The sequence below is a fragment of the Piscibacillus sp. B03 genome (assembly GCF_052246295.1).
Taxonomy (GTDB): domain Bacteria; phylum Bacillota; class Bacilli; order Bacillales; family Alkalibacillaceae; genus Piscibacillus.
In genome coordinates this window covers 1-20,970 of the sequence record NZ_JBQQCO010000027.1, presented here as the reverse complement: position 1 = coordinate 20,970, position 20,970 = coordinate 1, and the positions used below count along the sequence as shown (strand labels likewise).

The following is a 20,970-nucleotide window of genomic DNA, read 5'->3' as shown; positions in this document are numbered from 1 at the left end:
ACTAAAAATTACTAGCAGGTGTCGAGCGGATGACCTTCGTCACCAATGCAAGTACATCAAAGAAAGCGGGGATTTCAAGAAATGAAAGCAACAGGTATTGTACGCCGTATTGATGACCTCGGCAGAGTTGTTGTCCCTAAAGAGATAAGAAGAACGTTACGCATTCGTGAAGGGGATCCATTAGAAATTTTTGTTGATCGAGAAGGTGAAGTCATTTTAAAGAAATATTCACCTATTAATGAGCTGAGCGAATTTGCTCAAGAGTATGCACATTCATTGTTTGATTCTCTTGGGCAAAAGATTTTAGTGTCAGATCGCGATGAGATTATCGCGATTGCGGGTGCATCAAAGAAAGAATACTTAAACAAGAATATAGGTAAAGAAATTGAAGCGGCGATGGATAAGCGGGAAAACAAAGTAGAGAAGAATGAGTCGACGATTGAAATCGTAGAAGGTAAAGAAGAAACGGTCTCATCTTATCTTATTCAACCTATTGTATCGAATGGTGACCCTGTAGGAAGTGTGATTCTAATTATGGACAAAGGATCACTAACTGACGTAGAAGTGAAAGTTTGCCAAGCGGCAGCTAACTTCTTAGCGAGACAAATGGAATAGAATTAAGCTGAACAGTAAGGGCAGGCCTATCCTTACTGTTCTTTAATATGTGCTATAATTATATTAACGTTAATAGACATTGTCGGTTGAGTGTAGTATAGAAAGGTCACTCTAGGACGTTCGAGCTAAAATATATAATTATGGAGACTAGTATGAGCCAACAAGCATTATGGGTGAGAGGTGCCTTATTATTAGCTGTAGCGGGATTTATTAGTAAAGTGCTCGGTATGAGTTATAGAGTACCGCTACAAAATATAGCAGGAGACGAAGGGTTATATATATATCAACAAATTTACCCAATCTTATCCATTGCGATTATATTATCGGTCTATAGCATTCCAGGAGCATTGTCTCACGCCATCACAAACCGTAAAACTAAAGATCAAGTCATTCGCCTTCCAAATACGTGGGCGGTTTTTTATTTATTATTTAGTTTAGGAACCTTAGTGTTTTTGACATTATGGCTTTTAGCTGGCCCATTAGCGCAATTAATGGGAGACCCCTCTTTAAAGTCGCCTATAAGAGCTGCGAGCTTGATGTATTTAGTGATTCCAATAACGGCACTATTTAGAGGTTATTTTCAAAGTATTAATATCACGGAGTTTGTTGCATTGTCCCAGGTCGTTGAGCAATTTGTAAGAGTTGTAGGGATTATTGTAGCTACTATTTTGACTGTATATTACTTACCATCGTCTCTATATACAATAGGTGTCTTAACATCTGTGGCAAGTGTTGCTGGAGTGACTTTTGCGTCATTGTTATTAATAATTTTATTTAAGAGAAATAAATCAACTTTGCAAGTAGCCCAGAATAAGTCATTGTCTAATCAGTTTATAAAAGTATTACTATTGGGAATAGTTATTTATAGCATTAATTACATCCTGCATTTATTGCTACAAGTGGTTGATGTATTCTCTATGATTGATTTATTAAAACAATACGGATATACGTTTGAAGAATCGAAAGTGGTAAAGGGCGTTTTTGATCGAAGTCATTCTATGATCCAACTCGGGTTGGTGTTAGGTTCGTCGTTGGCATTAGCCCTAATCCCAGTGCTAAATCGAGATAAAAAGCAGCAAATTTCAGCCTATAAATGGACATTTTTATTATCGTTATCCGCATCGGTTGGCTTAATGGCTATCATGCCAAGTTTAAATCCACTTTTATTTATGACAAACGAAGGAATTCTTTCTATCCAACTTATGATGGGGTTAGTCTTCTTGTTATCCATGACGGTGGTTGTTTCTGTTTTTTTACAAGAGTATGGTTACCGCATCCAACAACTAAAGTGGGTCATGCTAATGTTTGTGGCCAAATGGCTTCTAAATTTCATGCTTATTCCGCGTCTAGGTGAAGTAGGTTCAAGTTTAGCGTATCTAGTAGCTGTTAGTGTGTTGTTACTCATCTTTTTAGTGAAGTGGAAGCGGCTTGCTCAAATTAAGATTCCCATCTTTTTTAGCGTTAAATCGATTGTACTTACGATGATTATGTTTGGTGTCGTGGTGCTAATTTCAACTTATTTTCACCCTTCAACGGATTCGAGGTGGTTACTCATTCCATCTGTACTTATACAATGTATCGTAGGTGTGGTAATTATTTTGGCTGGTACATATATGACAAAGCTTTTTACCAAAGAAGAATGGATTGCGGTAGTTGGAAAACGATTTGAAAGGAGATAAACATGGGAAACATTACGGTTATTGGATTAGGTGCAGGTACGATTGACCAACTTCCTTTAGGCATCTATCGTACGCTGACTCAACATAAAGGGATCATCTATACCAGAACAAAAGAACATCCAGTTGTACAAGCTCTTGAAGCTGAAAGCGTCCATTTTCATTCAATGGATGAAGTTTATGAATCACATAATGATTTTGATCAAGTTTATGAGGAAATTACAAATAAACTGGTTCAAGCTAGTTATGATGATGACCTCATTTATACAGTTCCCGGACATCCTATGGTTGCTGAACGGACAGTACAACTATTACTCGAACGAGAAGAAGTGAAGGTTAAAGTTGTAGGTGGGCAAAGCTTTATTGATGCATTATTTTCAGCAGTGAAGGTTGATCCAATTGAAGGTTTTCAATTATTGGACGGTACACATCTCATTAGAGAGCAAATTCAGTATCGTCAGCATATGTTAATCGGACAAGTCTATGACAACATGGTAGCATCAGAAGTCAAGCTTACATTAATGGAAGACCTTCCGCATGACTATCCAATTACGATCGTCGTAGCGGCAGGTGACCCTGAGCATGAAAAAGTACAAACCGTTCCCCTTTATGAATTGGATCGTGACTTTGAGTTTTCCAATTTAACAACACTATATATAAAACCAGTTGAACCCGGTCTATTACATCATCAATTCGAATCATTGAAAGAGGTTGTTGCACGATTGAGAGGACCTGGGGGCTGCCCATGGGATCAAAAGCAAACACACGAATCCTTAAGACAATACTTGATTGAAGAAGCATATGAGGTTATTGATGCCATTGAAGAACAAGACGATGATCATATCGCTGAAGAGTTAGGTGATGTGTTACTTCAAGTTATGCTGCATAGTCAAATTGCTGAGGAAAGCGGGTATTTTACTGTTCACGATGTTATTAGATCGATTACCGATAAAATGATTGAACGCCATCCGCATGTATTTGGCGATGTCAATGTTGATTCTGCAGAAGAGGTCAAACAGAATTGGGAGAAGATTAAACAAAAGGATCGACCAAAGAGAGAATCTGTACTAGAAGAAATAAATGATTCTCTACCGCGTCTATTATTTGCTTTAGATATTCAGAAGAAAGTTTCAAAAGTAGGGTTTGATTGGAATGAATCTGATTCGATGTTTTCTAAAATTGAGGAAGAATTAAAGGAATTCCAAGAAGCGTTGTCGAATGACAAAACAAGTGATGCTGAGCTAGAGTTTGGGGATATTCTATTCTCATTAGTGAATGTTGGTAGATTCTATAAATTAGACCCAGAGTTAGCATTACACCGTACTTGTGAGAAATTCATTAGACGTTTTAAGAAAATTGAAGCTATGATGAAAGAGGATCAAATTTCGATTGAAGAGGCAAGTATACAAGTGATGGATCAATATTGGGAAAAAGCAAAGCATTCATAGAAAGAACCTATACAAGGAGTGTCAGAATGAGAGTCGACAAGTTTTTGAAGTTATCTAGATTAATTAAACGAAGAACTGTTGCTAAAGAGGTTGCCAGTCAAGGTCGTATTGAATTAAATGGGCGTCCTGCAAAAGCTTCTTCGGAGTTAACGGTTGGGGATGAAATAAAAATACGTTTTGGACATACGCTTTTAACGATTCGAGTAGATCGTTTAAGTGAACAAGTAAGAAAAGATGAGGCATCAACATTATATACAGTGCTAAAAGAGGAGAAGGTCGAACAACAACAGGCGGATTAAAAAAAGAGTGTTAAACTTGTCCTTTCTATCATAGATATATGATAGGAGGGATTGGACATGCAATATGAACAAAGTGTATATAAGAATGAACGTGAGAGAGAACAGAATCATGAGTTGAAGTTAACTAATCGACGCCGTTTAGAGCTAACGGGTGTGAAGGATGTAGACAGCTTTGATACGGAAGAGTTTTTACTCCAGACTAATTTAGGATATTTAGTCATTAGAGGCGAGAACCTTCACATGAAAAACTTAAATGTGGAGGAAGGACTCTTAACCATCCAAGGGAAAATTGAAGCATTCAATTACATCGATGATCACCAAGGCAATAAAGGTAAAGGATTCTTTAATAAGTTATTTAAATGAACCTAGATATTCAATTTTTAACAATGTTAACGATGGTAAGTGGCGGGGTCGTAATGGCTGCTTTATTCGATACTTATAAGCGGCTGTTACGCCCAAATACTTACTGGAATCGCGTGATCGTCGATACGCTGTTTTTCCTCACACAAGGCTGCCTTATTTTTTATTTATTATTTTTAGCTAATGGGGGGATCATTCGTTTTTATTTAGCATTAGCTGTTTTGTTAGGCATCTCAGCTTATTATGCTTTATTTCAATCGATCTACCTTCCGATGTTAAATGGTCTAATTCGACTGACCATAAATTTATATCAATTATTAAGTCGAATTGTACAAGCATTAATTTTAAAGCCGGTCATTTGGATTATACAGTTAGCCGTAACAGTGCTAGTTGGGATTATTTCTCTTGTTTGGAAATTGATTTTAATCATTTATAAAGTCATTGCCTTCTTTATTCGACCTTTTATACCAAAGTTTGTCCAAAATTACTTACTGAATTTACTTTCAATATGTAGTAGAATAATAGGTAAGCTAAAAAAGGACGTGCTGAACCTTTTGAATAATAGGAGGCGTAAGGATGACAAGGCGGACTCGTAAAGTTGCGAAAATAAAATCTGATTATGTTCAAGAACATGAAAAACAACAGATTCATAAAACGAAGCAGAAAAAGCAATTATTTCGCAGACTAGTAGCTTTTGGTGTGTTATTCATCTTAATAATGGGTATTTTAACCATAACACATTTTAACCAACGAGCAGTCATGGACGAAAAGCAGAAAGAGTACGAGGAAAAAATCGCCACCTTAGAGGATTACAAACAGGAAAATCAGCAACTAGAGCGAGAGATTCAGTTGTTAGGGGATATCGAATACTTGCTTAAGATCGCAAGGAAAGATTACTTCTTCTCGGAAGATGGGGAAATTATTTTTAAATTACCTGATGAAGACCCTTCTTATTGACACTTATTTCTCTGCTTATATATAATATATAAGAATATATCTTTTAAATATTTAAGGAGGAGCATTTCTTTTATGTCAGTTGAAGTAGGCAGCAAGTTGCGTGGTAAAGTTACCCGCATCACAAACTTTGGAGCATTTGTGGAACTACCAGATGGCTCTACAGGGTTAGTACACATCAGTGAGGTGGCTAACAAATTCGTCAAGGATATTAACGAACATTTATCTGTTGGTGACGAAGTAGACGTCAAAGTATTAAACGTTGAAGATGACGGGAAAATCGGTCTTTCAATTAAGAAAGCCAATGAGAAGTATGAAAAACAAACACAGAAGAAACGTAGCGAAAGCTTCGAATCCAAGATGAACAAATTCTTAAAGGATAGCGAAGATAAGTTAGCGTCTCTTAAGAAGCATACGGAATCCCGTCGTGGAGGTCGAGGTGCTAAAAGAGGATAACTTGCTGTCGAAAAAAGATGTGTGATCAATTCATTTAGTATATAGATTAACTACAAAAGGGGTGCTTATCATGAGCGCCCTTTTTTACATCAAACAACAGGTTTTTCTGGTTCTAAGTCAAATGTTGGGGGTGGAACACGCTCACTCTTAACTTAATTAATACGAACATTTGAATTTTTATATGGGTAATGCAACTCAATTGATTGTCTCTGTAACGTTATTAAACTGAGTTGTCTTCATAGAATCGTATACGGCAATCTCGATCCTCGCAAATATATCGTCGTTTTCGATAAATCAACACAGTGTCTTTAGGTAGGCCAAAGACTCCTACGGGACAAGCGAGCCAGGCGAGACCCCACAGGATGCGCCTGCGATTACTCGGCGCAAGGGTGCAAAGAAGATTATTCAAGTAGCACCCTGGCTCGCGGATCGCCCGTGGAAAGCGAGGGCCTAACCTACAAGGTTAAAAAATAAGGAAACAATAAATTATCAGAGTAACCTATTACCCCTAACGAATGTTCTAGAGCCATTAGTTTGATTAGCCCAGAAAAGAATTTAGATATATTTAATTTAGGGGTAGATAAAATCCCGAAATCGTTAGATAAAATTATAAAAAGGGTAGATAAGTTCTAAAATAGGGTAGATATATCTGGAATTGGGGTAGATATATCACATACAAAGGTGCATCAATATAAAAAGCCGTTCTAACAAAAGTTAGAACGGCTTTTTTGAAGTGACCCGTACGGGATTCGAACCCGTGTTACCGCCGTGAAAGGGCGGTGTCTTAACCACTTGACCAACGGGCCAAACATATAAATGGTAGCGGCGGAGGGGATCGAACCCCCGACCTCACGGGTATGAACCGTACGCTCTCGCCAGCTGAGCTACACCGCCAAGTTGTCCATTAGTTAAGTAATTCTTTTAAACACAAAATTTATAATAATACAGGTTTTAATATGTGTCAACAATTTTTTAAGTAAGTTTTTAATATCTTACAACTTTTTTCATAATCAGCTACTTTTGCACTTAATTTTTGTTGAAATAGTGAGAAATAGCCAAGCTAAAAGTCGAAAACTTTTTCGAGATTATCACTCTATTTTGACAAAAAATTCGATAGATTATGTGATTGAATTTAGATTAAAGGAGTGGTCGTGATTATGGCAATAATATCAAAAGTGAGCGCAGTGACGACTGAGCAACCTAAATTTCGAAAGCTAAACCAATTCTATCAATCTACTAAGCAATTAGTAGTTCGTAAGTTATTTGACCAAGGTTGGTTATTGTATATGATCGGATTCTTCCTTGGACGAGCTGTTATATTATCTTCCCTATCACCTTTTGCCTTGGCCTTTTTAGCCACAACGATTATTACAAGAAGGCAATCCGCTTTTACTGTGTTTATGTTTTTATCTCTTGGGGCCGTGACCGTGAGCTTGCCACAAACGATTTATATTATTTTTTCTGGATTAATATTAATGTTCATTTATAAACTCTTTTTAAGTAAAAGGGCAAGGATTACAGGTCCAGTCATTGCAGCTACACTTGTTAGTTCAGTCATTGGGCGAGGATTATACTATGTACTAGATGGCACTATTGTCATGTATGATGCTGCTATTTTAATGACGGAGGCTGTTCTAAGTGCTTTTTTAATTATGATCTTTTTACAGTCATTTCCCTATTTATCTAGTAAGCGCCCAGCTTTAAAAGTTAAAGTGGAAGAGATTATTTGTTTAGTTATTTTATCTACAGCTGTTATAACTGGATTGGTTGGGTTAACTGTATCAGGTATAGGATTAGAACAAGTTGGGTCTAAATATTTTGTCTTGTTAAGTGCGTTTATTGCTGGTGCTACAGTTGGTTCAGCTATTGGAGTAATTGTCGGGTTGATGTTGAGCTTAGTTAGTACCTTCCATTTATACCAAGTAAGCTTACTCGCTTTAGCTGGGTTATTAGGGGGATTATTAAAGGCGACAAACAAGTATGGTGTCGTGTTAGGGATGTTCCTTGCGACGATTTTAATTGGGCTCTACCAAGTGAATGTATTGTCATTTCAGGAATTAATAATAGAAGCAGTGATCGCAGCAGGTGTGTTCGTCTTAACACCAAAATCACTAATTAAAAAAATCGCCGCATTTGTTCCTGGCACAGAAGAAGAGAAAGAGGCTCAGGAGCAATACGTTAAAAAAGTTCGCAATGCAACTGCAGAACGCGTTGAGCGTTTTTCAGAAATGTTCCAGGCGTTGTCTCATAGCTTTGCTTATTATGATATGGAACAAAAAAATGTCGAGGCACCTACCGAGGTGGATGAATATTTAAGTCGTGTGTCTGAGAAAACTTGCCAAACGTGTCTTAAGAAACATCAATGCTGGGTGAATAATTTCGACCGCACCTATAATGTATTACACGATACAATGCAGTCAGTTGAGGATCACGATGTTTCTCAGTTGAATTTAAATGTTGGAAAACTAAAGAACTTTTGTATTAAACAAGATCAAATGGTCGATCAAATGAGGTATGAGTTATCTTTTTACCAAGCAAATAAACGCCTTAAACAACAAGTAAAAGAGAGTAGAAAGTTTGTATCGGAACAGTTAAATGGTGTATCTGAAGTTATGAACAATTTCGCGAAAGAAATTTTAAAAGAACGTCAAGAACATGATTGGCATGAAGAGGAAGTCAAACGTTTGATTCAGCAGTTAAATTTAAGCCTCGACCGTTTAGAGTTATATTCAATTGATCAAGGTAATGTCGATATTGAAATGACATTACATTTTAACGAATATCATGGAGAAGGCGAGAAACTGATTGCGCCTATGTTATCTGAGCTGTTTAATGAATCAATAGTGGTCGAATCAGAAGATCCTGCAGATGCAAGAAGTGGTTATAGAACGTTTAACTTTGCATCTATTAAACGTTACCAGCTTGAAACGGGTGTAGCTCATGCTGCGAAGAATGGCAATTTCTTATCAGGTGATAGTTACGTCATGCTCGAGTTAGGTAAAAGTCGATATGCCGTTGCAATAAGTGATGGTATGGGGAATGGAGAAAGAGCGTATCTTGAAAGCTCAGAAACCTTAAAATTACTAAAACAAATTTTACAATCAGGGATTAATGAACGTGTCGCGATTCAATCTATTAATTCGATATTGTCACTTAGAACTTCAGATGAGATTTATGCAACGTTAGACCTTGCGATTATTGATTTACAAGAACCTAGAGCTAATTTCTTAAAGATTGGGGCATCGATTAGTTATATTATTCGTTCAGGGTCGGTTTATCCTGTAGAGGGAAGTAACGTCCCAATCGGTATTCTAGATGAATTTGATGTTGATCCTGTGAATGAGTCTTTAAAAGACGGTGATATATTAGTGATGGTCAGTGATGGTGTGCTAGAGACAACGAGATTGGAAGAGAATCGTGAAGTCTGGTTAAAACGTAAGTTAAGAGAACTTGAAACTGATCACCCTCAAGAAATTGCTGATATTATTTTAGAAGAAGTCGTTCGAAGTAATCATAATCAAATTCTTGATGATATGACGGTACTTGTGACAAGAATTGAGAAAAGTAAGCCAAAATGGGCGTCATTTGCTTACTCGAAATCAGTGTAAGAATATCAAAATCTATAAGTATATGTTGCCTCAAAAACGTCAACAATGGATAAAAAGACGAAGGAGGCGCATAGCATGAATTCAGGAACCATCCGTCAAATTCTATTAATTACAGATGGATGCTCAAACCAAGGGGAGGACCCTATTAAGGTGAGCTCCATGATTGCACAAAAAGGAATTGCTGTGAACGTCATTGGTGTATTGGATGATGATCAAACAGAGGAGCCAGTAGGTCTAACAGAAGTTAATGATATTGCAAACTCAGGAAATGGTATTAGTCGAATTGTTTATGCTGATGTACTCTCAGAAACGGTTCAAACTGTCACAAGACAAGCTATGACACAGACTATTCAAGGTTTTGTGTCAAAAGAGCTAAGTCAAATTTTTGGAAAAGAAACGAATGAAGAAGACCTTCCACCTGAGACGAGAGGTGAAGTTCAGAGGGTCGTTGAAGACTTAGGTGAAACAGTTAATTTACAAGTATTAGTTCTTGTAGATACGAGTGCTAGCATGCAGCATAAGATGGAAGCCGTTAAAGATGCAATCGATGACTTTATATTAAGCTTACAAGCGAGAACGGGAAATCACTATTATTCTATTTATCAATTCCCTGCAAGAAATCAAGTGGTTAAAGAATTGCTGCCATGGACGAACGATGGTAAACGTGTTGCTAAAGTGTTCCCTAAGTTAGCCGCAGGTGGGATTACACCAACAGGGGCTGCTTTAAAACAAGTGGTTAGGTCATTCCAAGATGTTCCGTCTGCTAATGAATGGAGGGACGATTCGGATGACATCATCGATTCATCCTACGGTTCGTCTTACTAACCACCAACAATTAAAAGGAATATGGAACAAGCGCACTTATACGATACTTCGCCTAATCGGTGAAGGGGCGCGAGGTTCTATTTACCTAGCCCAATTAGGGAATCGTCATGTGGCATTAAAAATAAGCCAGGATTCAAGTGTTATTACAGCTGAAGTCAACGTCCTGAAGATGTTAAAGAAGGTCCAAGGTCAGCCACTTGGGCCTCTTTTATTGGATGTGGATGATGCTTATATTACTCAAAACACAAAACTAGCTTTCTATGTGATGGAGTATATTGATGGAGTGCCAATGACTAAATGGGTGGCGAAGGAAGGTCTTTCTTGGCTGTTTCCGATTAGCTTTCAAGTGTTAAAACAACTTCATCAACTACATCAAATGGGATACATATATGGTGATTTAAAGCCAGATAACATTTTAATCGATCAACGAACACAACAAGCAAGATTAGTTGATGTTGGAGGCGTTACGGCATTTAATCGCTCAATTAGAGAATACACAACATGGTATGACAGAGGCTACTGGAAACTTGGAGATCGTCGCTCTGAGCCCAAGTATGACTTATTCGCTTTTGGTGTTTGTTTATTAAGCATGGACCCAAATGTAAAAATTCAAAATACAAAGGAACGTGATTTGCTTAAGGTTTTAAATCAAGCTAAGTCATTAAAACCACTTCAGCCAGTTTTAAAACGAGCCTTTAATGGTGATTACAATACAGCCATTGAGATGAGGAAAGAGTTAGAGCAGGTGAATTTACAACAGGCGAAGAAGGCCAAAGTACAGAAGCAAAAAACTCATCCTAAGCTCCACTTTTGGCCAGAGACAATAGGGTTGTCCTCAATCATTCTTGTTCATGTTGCATTATTATATTATTTTATTTTGTAGAATACAGGTACATTTATTGAACTTTAAATTTATATAGTGGTACGATGAAAGAATAGTAATTCTATGAAATGGTGTGCGAGAACATGGAAACAGCCGTATTAGAATATAATCAAAAACAACAACTCTTTGAAAAAGGAGATACATTGTTTTTAGCAGTATCTGGTGGTCCAGATTCATTAGCGATACTCCATTTTTTTGCATCCATTCAAGCATCATGGAATTTAACCTTAAAAACATTAACTGTTGATCATCAATTAAGAGGGAAAGAGTCGAGGGATGATGCACAGTTTGTAAAAGAAGAATCAGAGCGACTTGGGATTCCTTGTCAAATAGGACAAGTTAACGTAGAAGGTTATAAAGAAAAACACCAGGTAGGGACACAAGTTGCAGCAAGAGAGTTAAGGTATCAATTTTTCCATAATTGTATGAAGGATTGTCCTTACAGTAAGTTGGTTCTAGGTCATCACCAGGATGATTTTACAGAATCAATGGTCATGCAATTCATCAAAGGTGTTCGGCCTAATGGCATTCCAGTTAAAAGAACTTTTGGTAATCACGAATTAATCAGACCTTTTTTATGTGTTTCAAAAGAAGAAATTATGAATTATTTGAGTAAACATAGTTTGACTCCAAGATTAGATCCATCAAACGAAGAGGACAGTTATACACGTAACCGAGTTAGGCATCATGTTATACCATTAATGGTCCAAGAAAACCCAAATTTATCTAAAAGCCTTTTCAACCTCCAAGAGCAATTAGTTGAAGATAGTGACTACCTTGATTCTTTAGCTGAAGAAAAGTTCCATGAAATCATTGAGCAAAAGCCTGGTCGAGTCGTATTTTCAATTACTGTTTTTAATGGGTTGCCCTTGCCTTTACAAAGGAGAATCTTTCATCTAATATTAAACTATCTTTATAAGTATGAGATAATGGAAAAGGATTATTTCATGACATTTAAAGAGTGGATTCAATCCAACCAACCTAACAGTGAATTTCAAGTAAACGAATACATGATGTTCATTAAAGCTTATGATGAATGTGTGATTAGAAAAGGTTCTAAAAGGGAACTTCAATACTATGAAACATTGGGCTTGAATGAATCGATTCAATTACCAAATGGTTGGGGTGCATCAGTCAGTGAAGTAAATGAGGTTCGTGAAATAGGAACCCATACATTATTTTGTGATATCAATCACATAACTTTTCCGCTGACGGTTCGAACAAGAAAAAATGGAGACCGAATTAAACCTTTAGGAATGAATGGGCATAAGAAAGTAAAGGATATTTTTATTGACCATAAAATACCTAAATATTTAAGAGATGAATGGCCGATTGTTGAAACGAATAATGAGGTCATCTGGATACCATTTATTTGTAAGAGCCATATTTCAAAAGATAGCGGTCAGAATTTAATCCAAATAACTTTTCATAAATGATTAGGGGGATCTCCATGCACGATGAGATTAAAGAAGTCTTAATTTCTGAAGAAGACATCCAAAAGAAGACTAAAGAACTAGCATCTGTTATAACTGAACGCTTTGATGGTAAGTTCCCTTTAGCAATTGGGGTTCTAAAAGGTGCGATGCCTTTTATGAGTGACTTGTTAAAACGTGTGGACACTCATATTGAAATGGATTTTATGGATGTTTCAAGTTATGAAGGTGGAATGAAGTCCACTGGCGAAGTAAAGATTATCAAGGATTTAAATACTCAAGTTAAAGGTCGAGACTTATTAATTATTGAAGATATTATTGATAGCGGCTTAACATTAAGTTACTTAGTTGATCTCTTTAAATATCGCCAAGCAAATTCCATCACGATTGTCACACTACTTGATAAACCATCTGGAAGACAATCAGACGTAAAAGCAGATTTAGTAGGTTTTGAAGTACCAGATGCCTTTGTTGTAGGGTACGGGTTAGATTATCAAGAAAAATATCGTAACCTTCCTTATATCGGAGTATTAAAGCCAGAAATTTATTCATAAATTGAACTATGGTCCTTGTTCGATTTGTCATGAAAAGTTCAAGGTGCTATTAGTTGAGGTACTTAAATTTATTATGATAGTATAAGTTTAGTTTTGTCGCTTAGGAGGAGGTACGTAATGAACCGAGTGTTCCGAAATACATTCTTTTTCTTTATTATATTTTTAGTTCTAATTGCGATCATCGGGATGTTAAATAACCCGAACCCTGATACGGAACAGCTAAATTATAAAGAATTTAGAAATGCATTATCTAATGGTGAAATTAGTGAATTGACCATTCAATATACAAATGAAGCATACGAAGCTCGAGGTGAATTGTCAGGAGGAAGCAGCTTCACTGCTGAATTTCCTGCAAATGAACAAATTGTCAGCGAAGTCGTGAGTACTGCTGAAGAACAAGTCAGTGAGTTCTCAACGGTTAAAGCTGAAGAACCTAGTGCTTGGGCGCGTTTCTTTACAACGTTAATACCGTTTATTATTCTATTCATCTTATTCTTCTTCTTACTTGGCCAGATGCAAGGCGGCGGTGGCCGAATGATGAACTTTGGTAAGAGTAAGGCGAAGATGTATACAGAGGATAAAAAGAAAACGAAGTTCCCAGATGTGGCTGGCGCGGATGAAGAGAAGCAAGAGCTAGTAGAAGTTGTTGACTTCTTAAAAGATCCACGTAAATTTACTGAACTAGGAGCAAGAATCCCTAAAGGTATACTACTAGTAGGTCCTCCTGGTACAGGTAAGACGTTATTAGCAAAAGCCGTAGCTGGTGAAGCAGGCGTGCCATTCTTCTCAATCAGTGGTTCTGATTTCGTTGAGATGTTTGTCGGTGTCGGTGCATCACGTGTTCGTGACTTATTCGAAAACGCGAAGAAAAATGCACCGTGTATCGTCTTTATTGATGAGATCGATGCCGTTGGTCGTCAGCGTGGCGCTGGTGTTGGTGGCGGTCACGATGAGCGTGAACAAACGCTTAACCAGTTACTAGTTGAAATGGACGGTTTCGGTGTTAATGAAGGTATTATCATGATTGCCGCAACTAACCGCCCTGATATTTTAGACCCTGCGTTATTACGTCCAGGACGTTTTGACCGTCAAATTACAGTTAACGCGCCTGATGTAAAAGGTCGTAAAGAAGTATTAGCCGTACATGCGAAAAACAAACCGTTAGATGAATCGGTTGATCTTAAAACAATTGCGATGCGTACACCAGGTTTCTCTGGTGCGGATCTTGAAAACTTATTAAACGAAGCTGCCTTAGTTGCTGCGCGTGATGACGTTAATAAGATTTCAATGAGACACGTTGATGAAGCAATCGATCGTGTTATTGCAGGTCCAGCTAAGAAGAGTAAGGTAATCTCTGAAAAAGAGAAAAATATTGTTGCCTATCACGAAAGTGGACACACCGTTATTGGTGTTGTTCTAGATGAAGCAGACATGGTGCACAAAGTAACCATTGTACCACGTGGTCAAGCTGGTGGTTATGCGGTTATGCTTCCTAAAGAAGACCGTTACTTCCAGACAAAACCGGAATTACTTGATAAGATTACCGGTTTACTCGGTGGTCGTGTAGCTGAAGAGATTATCTTCGGCGAAGTGAGTACAGGTGCACACAATGACTTCCAACGTGCAACTGGTATTGCGCGTAAAATGGTCACTGAGTTCGGTATGAGTGACAAGCTTGGACCACTTCAATTTGGTAATACAGGTGGTCAAGTGTTCTTAGGTCGCGACATTCAAAACGATCCTAATTACAGTGATCAAATTGCGTATGAAATCGATCAAGAAATTCAATCCATTATTAAGTCTTGTTATGAGCGCGCTAAAGAGATTTTAACTGAGAATAAGGAACAGTTAGAATTGATTGCGAAGACATTACTAGAAGTAGAAACATTAGATGCTGCTCAGATTAACGGCTTATTCTATGATGGTGTCTTACCAGAGAAGACTGAAGATGACGAAACGTCTGCAACAACTGACGAGGAGTCAAAAGACGTTGACGTTGAAGAGGAGACTTCATCAGCTAAAGAAACATCTGAGGAGCCTAAACAGGATAACGCTCAACAAGACGTCAAAGTCAACATTCAAAAGAAAGAAGAGAATGTTGAGACTGACGAAGATGATTATAAAAAAGAGTAATAAAATGATGGACCCGAACTTTAGGTTGTAAACAAACCCGAAGTTCGGGTTTGTTTTATAGATTAAGGAAGTGTTAAACGAGCGCTTGCGCTTTTCTTAGTACTAAACCTTCAGTACTTTCTAATCCACACTCTGAGTGATTTATGTTATGATTTACGTGGCAAACTATAAAATTTTAAACTTTATAAGAAGGTGTGAAAGACGGCCACCGTTGTACTTCTGATGGTGTAAAGGCTTAGTTTTTCACGATGGTTTTATTTTATATAGAAAAGGGCTGTCGAGATGATATTTGTTTTAGATGTGGGAAATACGAATACAGTATTAGGTGTCTTTGATCATGGCACACTAAAATATCAATGGCGGATCGCAACTAATCGTCATAAAACTGAAGATGAGTATGCCATGCAAGTTAAATCGTTACTCCATCATAATGGGCTAACGTTTGATGATTTTGATGGCGTCATCATTTCATCCGTCGTACCACCAATCATGTTTTCTCTTCAGAAGATGTGTGAAAGATACTTCCATTTAGATCCTCTAGTCGTAGGATCTAACAAAGTAGATTCTTGTTTGAAGATGAAATACCCTAACCCAGGGGAAATTGGAGCGGATCGTATTGTTAATGCTGTTGGTGCAATTAAGGAATATGGTGCTCCTTTAGTGATTATTGATTTTGGAACGGCGACAACATATTGTTATGTCAATGAAGAAGAAGAATATGAAGGTGGAGCCATTGCGCCTGGAATTTCAATTTCTACAGAGGCATTATATGCCAAAGCTGCTAAGTTGCCTCGAATTGAAATTAGTCGACCTGAGGATGTTGTTGGTCAATCAACAGTAGAAGCGATGCAATCTGGAATATACTACGGTTACGTAGGACAAGTTGATGAGGTTGTTGGCAGAATGAAAGCTAGAGCAAATCAAAAGCCGACAGTTGTTGCAACAGGTGGATTATCAAAGTTAATCGCGAAAGGTTCAAAAACCATTGATTACGTTGATTCGGCTTTAACGCTGAAAGGTTTATACGAAATCTACTGTATTAATAAGAATGAAAAGGGTGGACAACATGAGTGATTATATGATTCGTGCTACAGCTTTTGACGGTCAAGTACGCGCGTTTGCTATACGTTCTACTGATACTGTGCATGAAGCGTGCAGGAGACAAGATACATGGCCTGCAGCATCTGCTGCTTTAGGTCGTACCATGACGATCTCAGCAATGATGGGTTTTATGTTAAAAGGTGATGATAAATTAACAACTAAAATAGAAGCAGACGGGCCTATTGGGTACTTGATTGCAGATAGTAACGCGAATGGTGACGTCCGTGGTTATGTTAAAAATCCACATGTGAATTTTGACTTAAATGATCAAGGTAAACTAGATGTCAGAAGAGCAGTAGGAACAAATGGAACGCTAAGTGTTGTAAAAGACTTAGGCTTAAAAAATAACTTTACTGGTTCGGTGCCACTCGTTTCTGGTGAAGTGAGTGAAGATTTCACGTATTATTTTGCTTCATCTGAGCAGGTGCCTTCTGCGGTGGGTGCTGGTGTTTTAGTAAACCCAGACTTATCAATTTTAGCTGCAGGCGGTTTTATTATTCAAATGATGCCAGATGCTGATGAATTAACGGTTAAAAAGGTTGAAAAAAGAGTGTCAGAAATTCGACCTATCTCAACGCTTATTCGTGACGGTTATTCACCAGAGGATATCTTGAACGAATTCTTTGAAGATGGTAATTGGAACCTTCTTAGCAAACAGGATGTTCGTTTTAAGTGTCAATGTTCAAAAGAACGAATTGAAAATGCAATCTCAAGTTTAGGCAATGATGAAATAGATCAAATGATTGAAGAAGATGGTGGGGCAGAAGCCACTTGTCAGTTCTGCCATGAACAATATCATTTATCTGTAGAAGAGCTTGAACAATTAAAGGGATAGGCGGGTTAAGTATGCGAAAGTTTTTTATAAAGGACGAGATGGCCTTTAATTTTGATCAAGAAACGGTCGTTATGGGAATATTGAATGTTACGCCAGATTCTTTTTCCGATGGGGGCAAGTTTAATACAGAATCGCGGGCTTTAGAACACGCTAATCAGATGGTTGACGACGGGGCTAAGATTATCGACATCGGTGGCGAATCTACAAGGCCAGGTCATAAACCTGTTAGTGCAGATGAGGAAATTAACCGAGTTGTTCCAGTCATTGAGCAACTTTCTGAAGAAGTAAAGGTTCCATTATCCATTGATACTTTTAAAGCTAAAACAGCTGATGCAGCTTTAAAGGCTGGAGCACATATAATTAATGATGTGTGGGGTGCTAAGCATGACCCTGATATTACTTCAGTTGCTAAGGAACATAACGCCCCTATTATCTTGATGCACAACCAAGAAGAACCTAAGTATGATGATGTTATTGAAGATATGAAAAGAAGTCTATCGGAAAGTATTAATATTGCTCATAAACATGGTGTTTCCGATGACAAAATCATTTTAGATCCGGGAGTGGGTTTCGGAAAAACACTTGAGCAAAACTTATTAGTTATGCGTAGACTACATGAATTACGTACATTAGGTTACCCATTACTCTTAGGAACTTCTCGAAAGTCTATGATTGGGAAAACGCTTGATTTACCTGTTGAAGAACGACTAGAAGGAACAATTGCAACTGTATGCTACGGAGTACAGCAGGGGTGTGAATTTGTACGTGTCCATGATGTGAAAGAAGTATCACGAGCAACAAAAATGATGGATGCCATGGTTGGAAAAGGAGAGTTCATTCATGGATAAAATCTTACTAAATGGTTTGATGTTTTATGGTTATCACGGTTTGTTTCCAGAAGAAAATAAGCTCGGTCAACGCTTTACTGTGGATTTAGAGTTAATAACGGATTTAAAACCATCAGGTCGATCAGATAATATGAATGACAGTATTGACTACGGCCAGGTTTATCAAGTTGTTCAAAAAGTAGTTGAAAGTGAAGCGAGAGATCTAGTAGAAACTGTGGCTGAGGAAGTAGCTCAGACATTATTTGAGGCTTTTAAAAAGCTAGACGCTGTTAAGGTATATATTGATAAGCCAGGTCCTCCAATACCTGGTTACTATAAGTCGGTGGGAATTGAAATATATCGGGAGCGCCAAGATTATGTCTAATGCTTTTGTTGCATTGGGTACGAATATCGAACCGAGAGAAGACCATTTAAGACAAGCTATTCAATCATTAGAAGACCATATAGAGATTAGCTTGATTGAGAAATCTCCTGTATACGAGACCGAACCTGTTGGATATACCGATCAAGCTGACTTCCTTAATATGGTGGTTCATATTGAGACGGACCTAACGCCTGATGCTTTATTAGTAGCTTGCCAAGACATTGAACAACAACTTGGTAGAAAAAGAACCATCCGTTTTGGGCCAAGGTCGATTGACTTAGATGTTTTATTGTTCAATAATATAACATTAAATACTGAGAGATTAACAATTCCACATCCGAGAATGCATGAACGTGCATTTGTATTAATTCCACTTCAGAAAATCGCACCCAATATAGAAGTTAGTGATCAATCTGTTAAAGAGTTAATTAACCAATTACCTGATGAAGACCTTGAAGGGGTACGTTTTTATAAAGATTTATAAAAATAATGGTGAACGTATCAGAAATGCGCAAACACGCTTCTTGGTACTTGAAAGGCTTAAATGGTAATGGTAAAGTTATAAAACGTATTAATGAGTACGAATGTTAAAAGCTAAGCAAGAATTTTTAGATGAGTATGTTAGGTCTAAAGTTTCTTAAGTATATGGAACAATTTTATAATTTGAGGTGAGTTTGGTGTCAGAAGAAATTAATGATCAAATGCAGACACGTATTGAAAAGTTACGTGCCTTGCAAGAATCAGGAGTTAATGTATTTGGTGACAAGTTCGAACGTACGCATTTATCTAATGAATTAAAAGAATCATTTGATCAGTACACAAAAGAAGAATTAGAAGAAAAAGAGATTCCGGTAACGATTGCTGGACGCATTATGACAAAGCGCGGCAAAGGTAAAGCGGGTTTTGCTCATATTCAGGACTTACAAGGGCAAATCCAAATTTATGTTCGTAAAGATCGTATTGGTGAAGAAGCATATGATGTCTTTAAACAAGCAGACCTAGGCGACATTGTTGGTATTAAAGGTGTTATGTTCAAAACTAAAGTTGGAGAGTTATCAGTTAAGGCTGACGAGTTCTTTTTCTTAACAAAATCTCTACGCCCGTTACCAGAGAAATTCCACGGGCTAAAAGATGTTGAGCAACGCTATCGTCAACGTTATCTTGATTTAATTACAAACTTAGAAAGTCGCGAGACATTTATTCTACGTAGTAAGATTATTCAATCGATGCGTCGTTATTTAGATAACAAAGGTTTCTTAGAAGTAGAAACGCCAATGATGCATGCAATTCCAGGTGGTGCATCGGCACGACCGTTTGTTACACACCATAACGCATTAGATATACCATTATATATGCGTATTGCAATAGAACTCCACTTAAAGCGTCTTATTGTTGGTGGTCTTGAAAAAGTATATGAAATCGGACGTGTATTCCGTAATGAAGGTGTATCCACTCGACACAACCCAGAGTTTACGATGATTGAACTATATGAAGCTTATGCGGATTATCATGACATTATGGATCTAACAGAAAATCTAGTAGCTCATATTGCTGAAGAAGTATTAGGGACAACCAAAGTCCAATACAGTGATGTTGAGGTTGATTTAGCTCCTCAATGGAAGAGATGGCATATGGTAGATGCTATTAAAGAAGTGACAGGTGTGGATTTCTGGGCTGAGATGACGGATGAAGAAGCACATGCTTTAGCGAAAGAACAAGGAATAGATGTAGATGATAATATGACGTATGGTCATATTGTTAATGAGTTCTTTGAGCAAAAAGTAGAAGATACATTAGTACAACCTACATTTGTATATGGTCACCCTGTAGCAATTTCTCCTTTAGCTAAAAAGAACGAAGAGGACCCTCGCTTCACTGACCGCTTTGAATTGTTCATCGTTGGACGCGAGCACGCGAATGCGTTCTCTGAGTTAAATGATCCAATTGACCAACGCGAGCGTTTTGAAGCTCAAGTGAAAGAGCGTGAAGAAGGTAACGATGAAGCGCACTTAATGGATGAAGACTTCCTAGAAGCATTAGAGTACGGTCTTCCTCCAACTGGTGGATTAGGAATTGGTATTGATCGTCTAGTAATGTTATTAACTAACTCAGCATCAATTCGCGATGTACTATTATTTCCTCAAATGAGAAACAAATAATATGTATAGAGAATACTGCTTGTTACATCCTAACTGATAGGTGTAGCAAGCAGTTTTTTAGTTAGTAGAGTCATGATAGGTAGACGGAGGAAGTTGATTTATTAAGGTGAGGTAACTTTCTGAATAAACTTACTTTGAAAATCGAGTTAAAATCTATTGTCAAAGTTCTTAAACCGTGTTAAATTATTAATCGTCGCGTTAAGAGAACACGACACAAAAAACAACAGTTAATAACGAATTAATAAAGTTATTGACACTTACTTTAAAAGTTGTTATATTAATAAAGTCGCTGTTTTGAGGCGACATCATTTGAACCTTGAAAACTAAACAAAATAGCCTGTAGTCAATTCTAGTTTTTCATCTGGATTGGCAGATGAAAAACCTTAAACTATTTAGCCAATCAAACTACTTTTATGGAG

Annotated in this window: 20 protein-coding genes and 2 tRNA genes; 20 read left to right on the top strand and 2 right to left on the bottom strand. The window is 37.5% G+C overall.

Features of this window, described 5'->3' with window-relative positions:
• Window positions 1–81 precede the first annotated feature (81 nt).
• The 8 genes from spoVT to ACTWQB_RS14640 all read left to right on the top strand — a co-directional run bounded on the left by spoVT (window position 82) and on the right by ACTWQB_RS14640 (window position 5,808).
• On the top strand, window positions 82–615 hold the full coding sequence (spoVT, locus tag ACTWQB_RS14675) for a stage V sporulation protein T (protein ID WP_443139958.1): 534 nt from the start codon (window positions 82–84) through the stop codon (window positions 613–615).
• A gap of 152 nt (window positions 616–767) precedes the next feature.
• On the top strand, window positions 768–2,294 hold the full coding sequence (locus ACTWQB_RS14670; protein ID WP_443139947.1) for an oligosaccharide flippase family protein: 1,527 nt from the start codon (window positions 768–770) through the stop codon (window positions 2,292–2,294).
• Between the two features lie 2 nt (window positions 2,295–2,296).
• Complete coding sequence (gene mazG, locus ACTWQB_RS14665; protein WP_443139946.1) at window positions 2,297–3,739, top strand: nucleoside triphosphate pyrophosphohydrolase; 1,443 nt, start codon at window positions 2,297–2,299, stop codon at window positions 3,737–3,739.
• Between the two features lie 26 nt (window positions 3,740–3,765).
• On the top strand, window positions 3,766–4,038 hold the full coding sequence (locus ACTWQB_RS14660; protein WP_443139945.1) for an RNA-binding S4 domain-containing protein: 273 nt from the start codon (window positions 3,766–3,768) through the stop codon (window positions 4,036–4,038).
• A 57-nt stretch (window positions 4,039–4,095) separates the two neighbouring features.
• Window positions 4,096–4,401 (top strand): sporulation protein YabP, encoded by a 306-nt coding sequence (yabP, locus tag ACTWQB_RS14655; protein ID WP_443139944.1) that lies wholly within the window; start codon window positions 4,096–4,098, stop codon window positions 4,399–4,401.
• Window positions 4,398–4,994 carry a spore cortex biosynthesis protein YabQ gene (gene yabQ, locus ACTWQB_RS14650; RefSeq protein ID WP_443139943.1) on the top strand — a complete coding sequence of 199 codons (597 nt, stop codon included), beginning with the start codon at window positions 4,398–4,400 and terminating at the stop codon, window positions 4,992–4,994. Before yabP ends, yabQ begins: the two co-directional genes overlap by 4 nt.
• Window positions 4,975–5,355, top strand: coding sequence for an FtsB family cell division protein (locus tag ACTWQB_RS14645; protein ID WP_443139942.1), 381 nt, complete (start codon window positions 4,975–4,977; stop codon window positions 5,353–5,355). Before yabQ ends, ACTWQB_RS14645 begins: the two co-directional genes overlap by 20 nt.
• Window positions 5,356–5,427: 72 nt before the next feature.
• Window positions 5,428–5,808 (top strand): S1 domain-containing RNA-binding protein, encoded by a 381-nt coding sequence (locus ACTWQB_RS14640; protein WP_443139941.1) that lies wholly within the window; start codon window positions 5,428–5,430, stop codon window positions 5,806–5,808.
• 734 nt (window positions 5,809–6,542) lie between these two features.
• Here ACTWQB_RS14640 and ACTWQB_RS14635 read toward each other — a convergent pair.
• Together ACTWQB_RS14635 and ACTWQB_RS14630 are read right to left on the bottom strand one after the other, a co-directional pair.
• Window positions 6,543–6,614, bottom strand: a tRNA-Glu gene (locus ACTWQB_RS14635).
• 11 nt (window positions 6,615–6,625) lie between these two features.
• Window positions 6,626–6,702, bottom strand: a tRNA-Met gene (locus ACTWQB_RS14630).
• Between the two features lie 263 nt (window positions 6,703–6,965).
• Between ACTWQB_RS14630 and spoIIE the strand changes: the two genes are divergently transcribed.
• From spoIIE to lysS, 12 genes are all read left to right on the top strand, one after another.
• Window positions 6,966–9,416 (top strand): stage II sporulation protein E, encoded by a 2,451-nt coding sequence (spoIIE, locus tag ACTWQB_RS14625; RefSeq protein ID WP_443139940.1) that lies wholly within the window; start codon window positions 6,966–6,968, stop codon window positions 9,414–9,416.
• 75 nt (window positions 9,417–9,491) lie between these two features.
• Window positions 9,492–10,241, top strand: a complete 750-nt coding sequence (locus ACTWQB_RS14620; RefSeq protein ID WP_443139939.1) for a VWA domain-containing protein — start codon at window positions 9,492–9,494, stop codon at window positions 10,239–10,241.
• Window positions 10,204–11,124: a protein kinase domain-containing protein gene (locus tag ACTWQB_RS14615; RefSeq protein ID WP_443139938.1), complete on the top strand. Its 921-nt coding sequence runs from the start codon at window positions 10,204–10,206 to the stop codon at window positions 11,122–11,124. Before ACTWQB_RS14620 ends, ACTWQB_RS14615 begins: the two co-directional genes overlap by 38 nt.
• Before the next feature lie 83 nt (window positions 11,125–11,207).
• Window positions 11,208–12,560, top strand: a complete 1,353-nt coding sequence (gene tilS / locus ACTWQB_RS14610) for a tRNA lysidine(34) synthetase TilS (RefSeq protein WP_443139937.1) — start codon at window positions 11,208–11,210, stop codon at window positions 12,558–12,560.
• Between the two features lie 14 nt (window positions 12,561–12,574).
• Window positions 12,575–13,111, top strand: coding sequence for a hypoxanthine phosphoribosyltransferase (gene hpt / locus ACTWQB_RS14605; RefSeq protein ID WP_443139936.1), 537 nt, complete (start codon window positions 12,575–12,577; stop codon window positions 13,109–13,111).
• Between the two features lie 117 nt (window positions 13,112–13,228).
• On the top strand, window positions 13,229–15,244 hold the full coding sequence (ftsH, locus tag ACTWQB_RS14600; protein WP_443139935.1) for an ATP-dependent zinc metalloprotease FtsH: 2,016 nt from the start codon (window positions 13,229–13,231) through the stop codon (window positions 15,242–15,244).
• A 282-nt stretch (window positions 15,245–15,526) separates the two neighbouring features.
• Window positions 15,527–16,318, top strand: a complete 792-nt coding sequence (locus ACTWQB_RS14595) for a type III pantothenate kinase (RefSeq protein ID WP_443139934.1) — start codon at window positions 15,527–15,529, stop codon at window positions 16,316–16,318.
• Window positions 16,311–17,180, top strand: coding sequence for an Hsp33 family molecular chaperone HslO (gene hslO, locus ACTWQB_RS14590; RefSeq protein WP_443139933.1), 870 nt, complete (start codon window positions 16,311–16,313; stop codon window positions 17,178–17,180). Before ACTWQB_RS14595 ends, hslO begins: the two co-directional genes overlap by 8 nt.
• A gap of 11 nt (window positions 17,181–17,191) precedes the next feature.
• A complete protein-coding gene (gene folP, locus ACTWQB_RS14585) occupies window positions 17,192–18,028 on the top strand; it encodes a dihydropteroate synthase (RefSeq protein WP_443139932.1) in 837 nt (278 codons plus the stop codon).
• A complete protein-coding gene (folB, locus tag ACTWQB_RS14580; RefSeq protein WP_443139931.1) occupies window positions 18,021–18,392 on the top strand; it encodes a dihydroneopterin aldolase in 372 nt (123 codons plus the stop codon). The genes folP and folB overlap by 8 nt, the downstream gene beginning before the upstream one ends.
• Window positions 18,385–18,876 carry a 2-amino-4-hydroxy-6-hydroxymethyldihydropteridine diphosphokinase gene (gene folK / locus ACTWQB_RS14575; protein WP_443139930.1) on the top strand — a complete coding sequence of 164 codons (492 nt, stop codon included), beginning with the start codon at window positions 18,385–18,387 and terminating at the stop codon, window positions 18,874–18,876. The genes folB and folK overlap by 8 nt, the downstream gene beginning before the upstream one ends.
• Window positions 18,877–19,069: 193 nt before the next feature.
• Complete coding sequence (gene lysS, locus ACTWQB_RS14570) at window positions 19,070–20,551, top strand: lysine--tRNA ligase (RefSeq protein ID WP_443139929.1); 1,482 nt, start codon at window positions 19,070–19,072, stop codon at window positions 20,549–20,551.
• The last annotated feature ends 419 nt before the right edge of the window (window positions 20,552–20,970 follow it).

Bases quoted from the DNA above. Each gene is read 5' to 3' on its own strand.
- tilS (WP_443139937.1), top strand. From the start codon at position 11,208: ATGGAAACAGCCGTATTAGAATATAATCAAAAACAACAACTCTTTGAA.
- ACTWQB_RS14615 (WP_443139938.1), top strand. From the start codon at position 10,204: ATGACATCATCGATTCATCCTACGGTTCGTCTTACTAACCACCAACAA.
- yabQ (WP_443139943.1), top strand. From the start codon at position 4,398: ATGAACCTAGATATTCAATTTTTAACAATGTTAACGATGGTAAGTGGC.
- folB (WP_443139931.1), top strand. From the start codon at position 18,021: ATGGATAAAATCTTACTAAATGGTTTGATGTTTTATGGTTATCACGGT.
- hpt (WP_443139936.1), top strand. From the start codon at position 12,575: ATGCACGATGAGATTAAAGAAGTCTTAATTTCTGAAGAAGACATCCAA.
- folK (WP_443139930.1), top strand. From the start codon at position 18,385: ATGTCTAATGCTTTTGTTGCATTGGGTACGAATATCGAACCGAGAGAA.
- yabP (WP_443139944.1), top strand. From the start codon at position 4,096: ATGCAATATGAACAAAGTGTATATAAGAATGAACGTGAGAGAGAACAG.
- ACTWQB_RS14670 (WP_443139947.1), top strand. From the start codon at position 768: ATGAGCCAACAAGCATTATGGGTGAGAGGTGCCTTATTATTAGCTGTA.
- ftsH (WP_443139935.1), top strand. From the start codon at position 13,229: ATGAACCGAGTGTTCCGAAATACATTCTTTTTCTTTATTATATTTTTA.
- ACTWQB_RS14595 (WP_443139934.1), top strand. From the start codon at position 15,527: ATGATATTTGTTTTAGATGTGGGAAATACGAATACAGTATTAGGTGTC.
- mazG (WP_443139946.1), top strand. From the start codon at position 2,297: ATGGGAAACATTACGGTTATTGGATTAGGTGCAGGTACGATTGACCAA.
- folP (WP_443139932.1), top strand. From the start codon at position 17,192: ATGCGAAAGTTTTTTATAAAGGACGAGATGGCCTTTAATTTTGATCAA.
- ACTWQB_RS14640 (WP_443139941.1), top strand. From the start codon at position 5,428: ATGTCAGTTGAAGTAGGCAGCAAGTTGCGTGGTAAAGTTACCCGCATC.
- ACTWQB_RS14645 (WP_443139942.1), top strand. From the start codon at position 4,975: ATGACAAGGCGGACTCGTAAAGTTGCGAAAATAAAATCTGATTATGTT.
- spoIIE (WP_443139940.1), top strand. From the start codon at position 6,966: ATGGCAATAATATCAAAAGTGAGCGCAGTGACGACTGAGCAACCTAAA.
- ACTWQB_RS14660 (WP_443139945.1), top strand. From the start codon at position 3,766: ATGAGAGTCGACAAGTTTTTGAAGTTATCTAGATTAATTAAACGAAGA.
- spoVT (WP_443139958.1), top strand. From the start codon at position 82: ATGAAAGCAACAGGTATTGTACGCCGTATTGATGACCTCGGCAGAGTT.
- ACTWQB_RS14620 (WP_443139939.1), top strand. From the start codon at position 9,492: ATGAATTCAGGAACCATCCGTCAAATTCTATTAATTACAGATGGATGC.
- hslO (WP_443139933.1), top strand. From the start codon at position 16,311: ATGAGTGATTATATGATTCGTGCTACAGCTTTTGACGGTCAAGTACGC.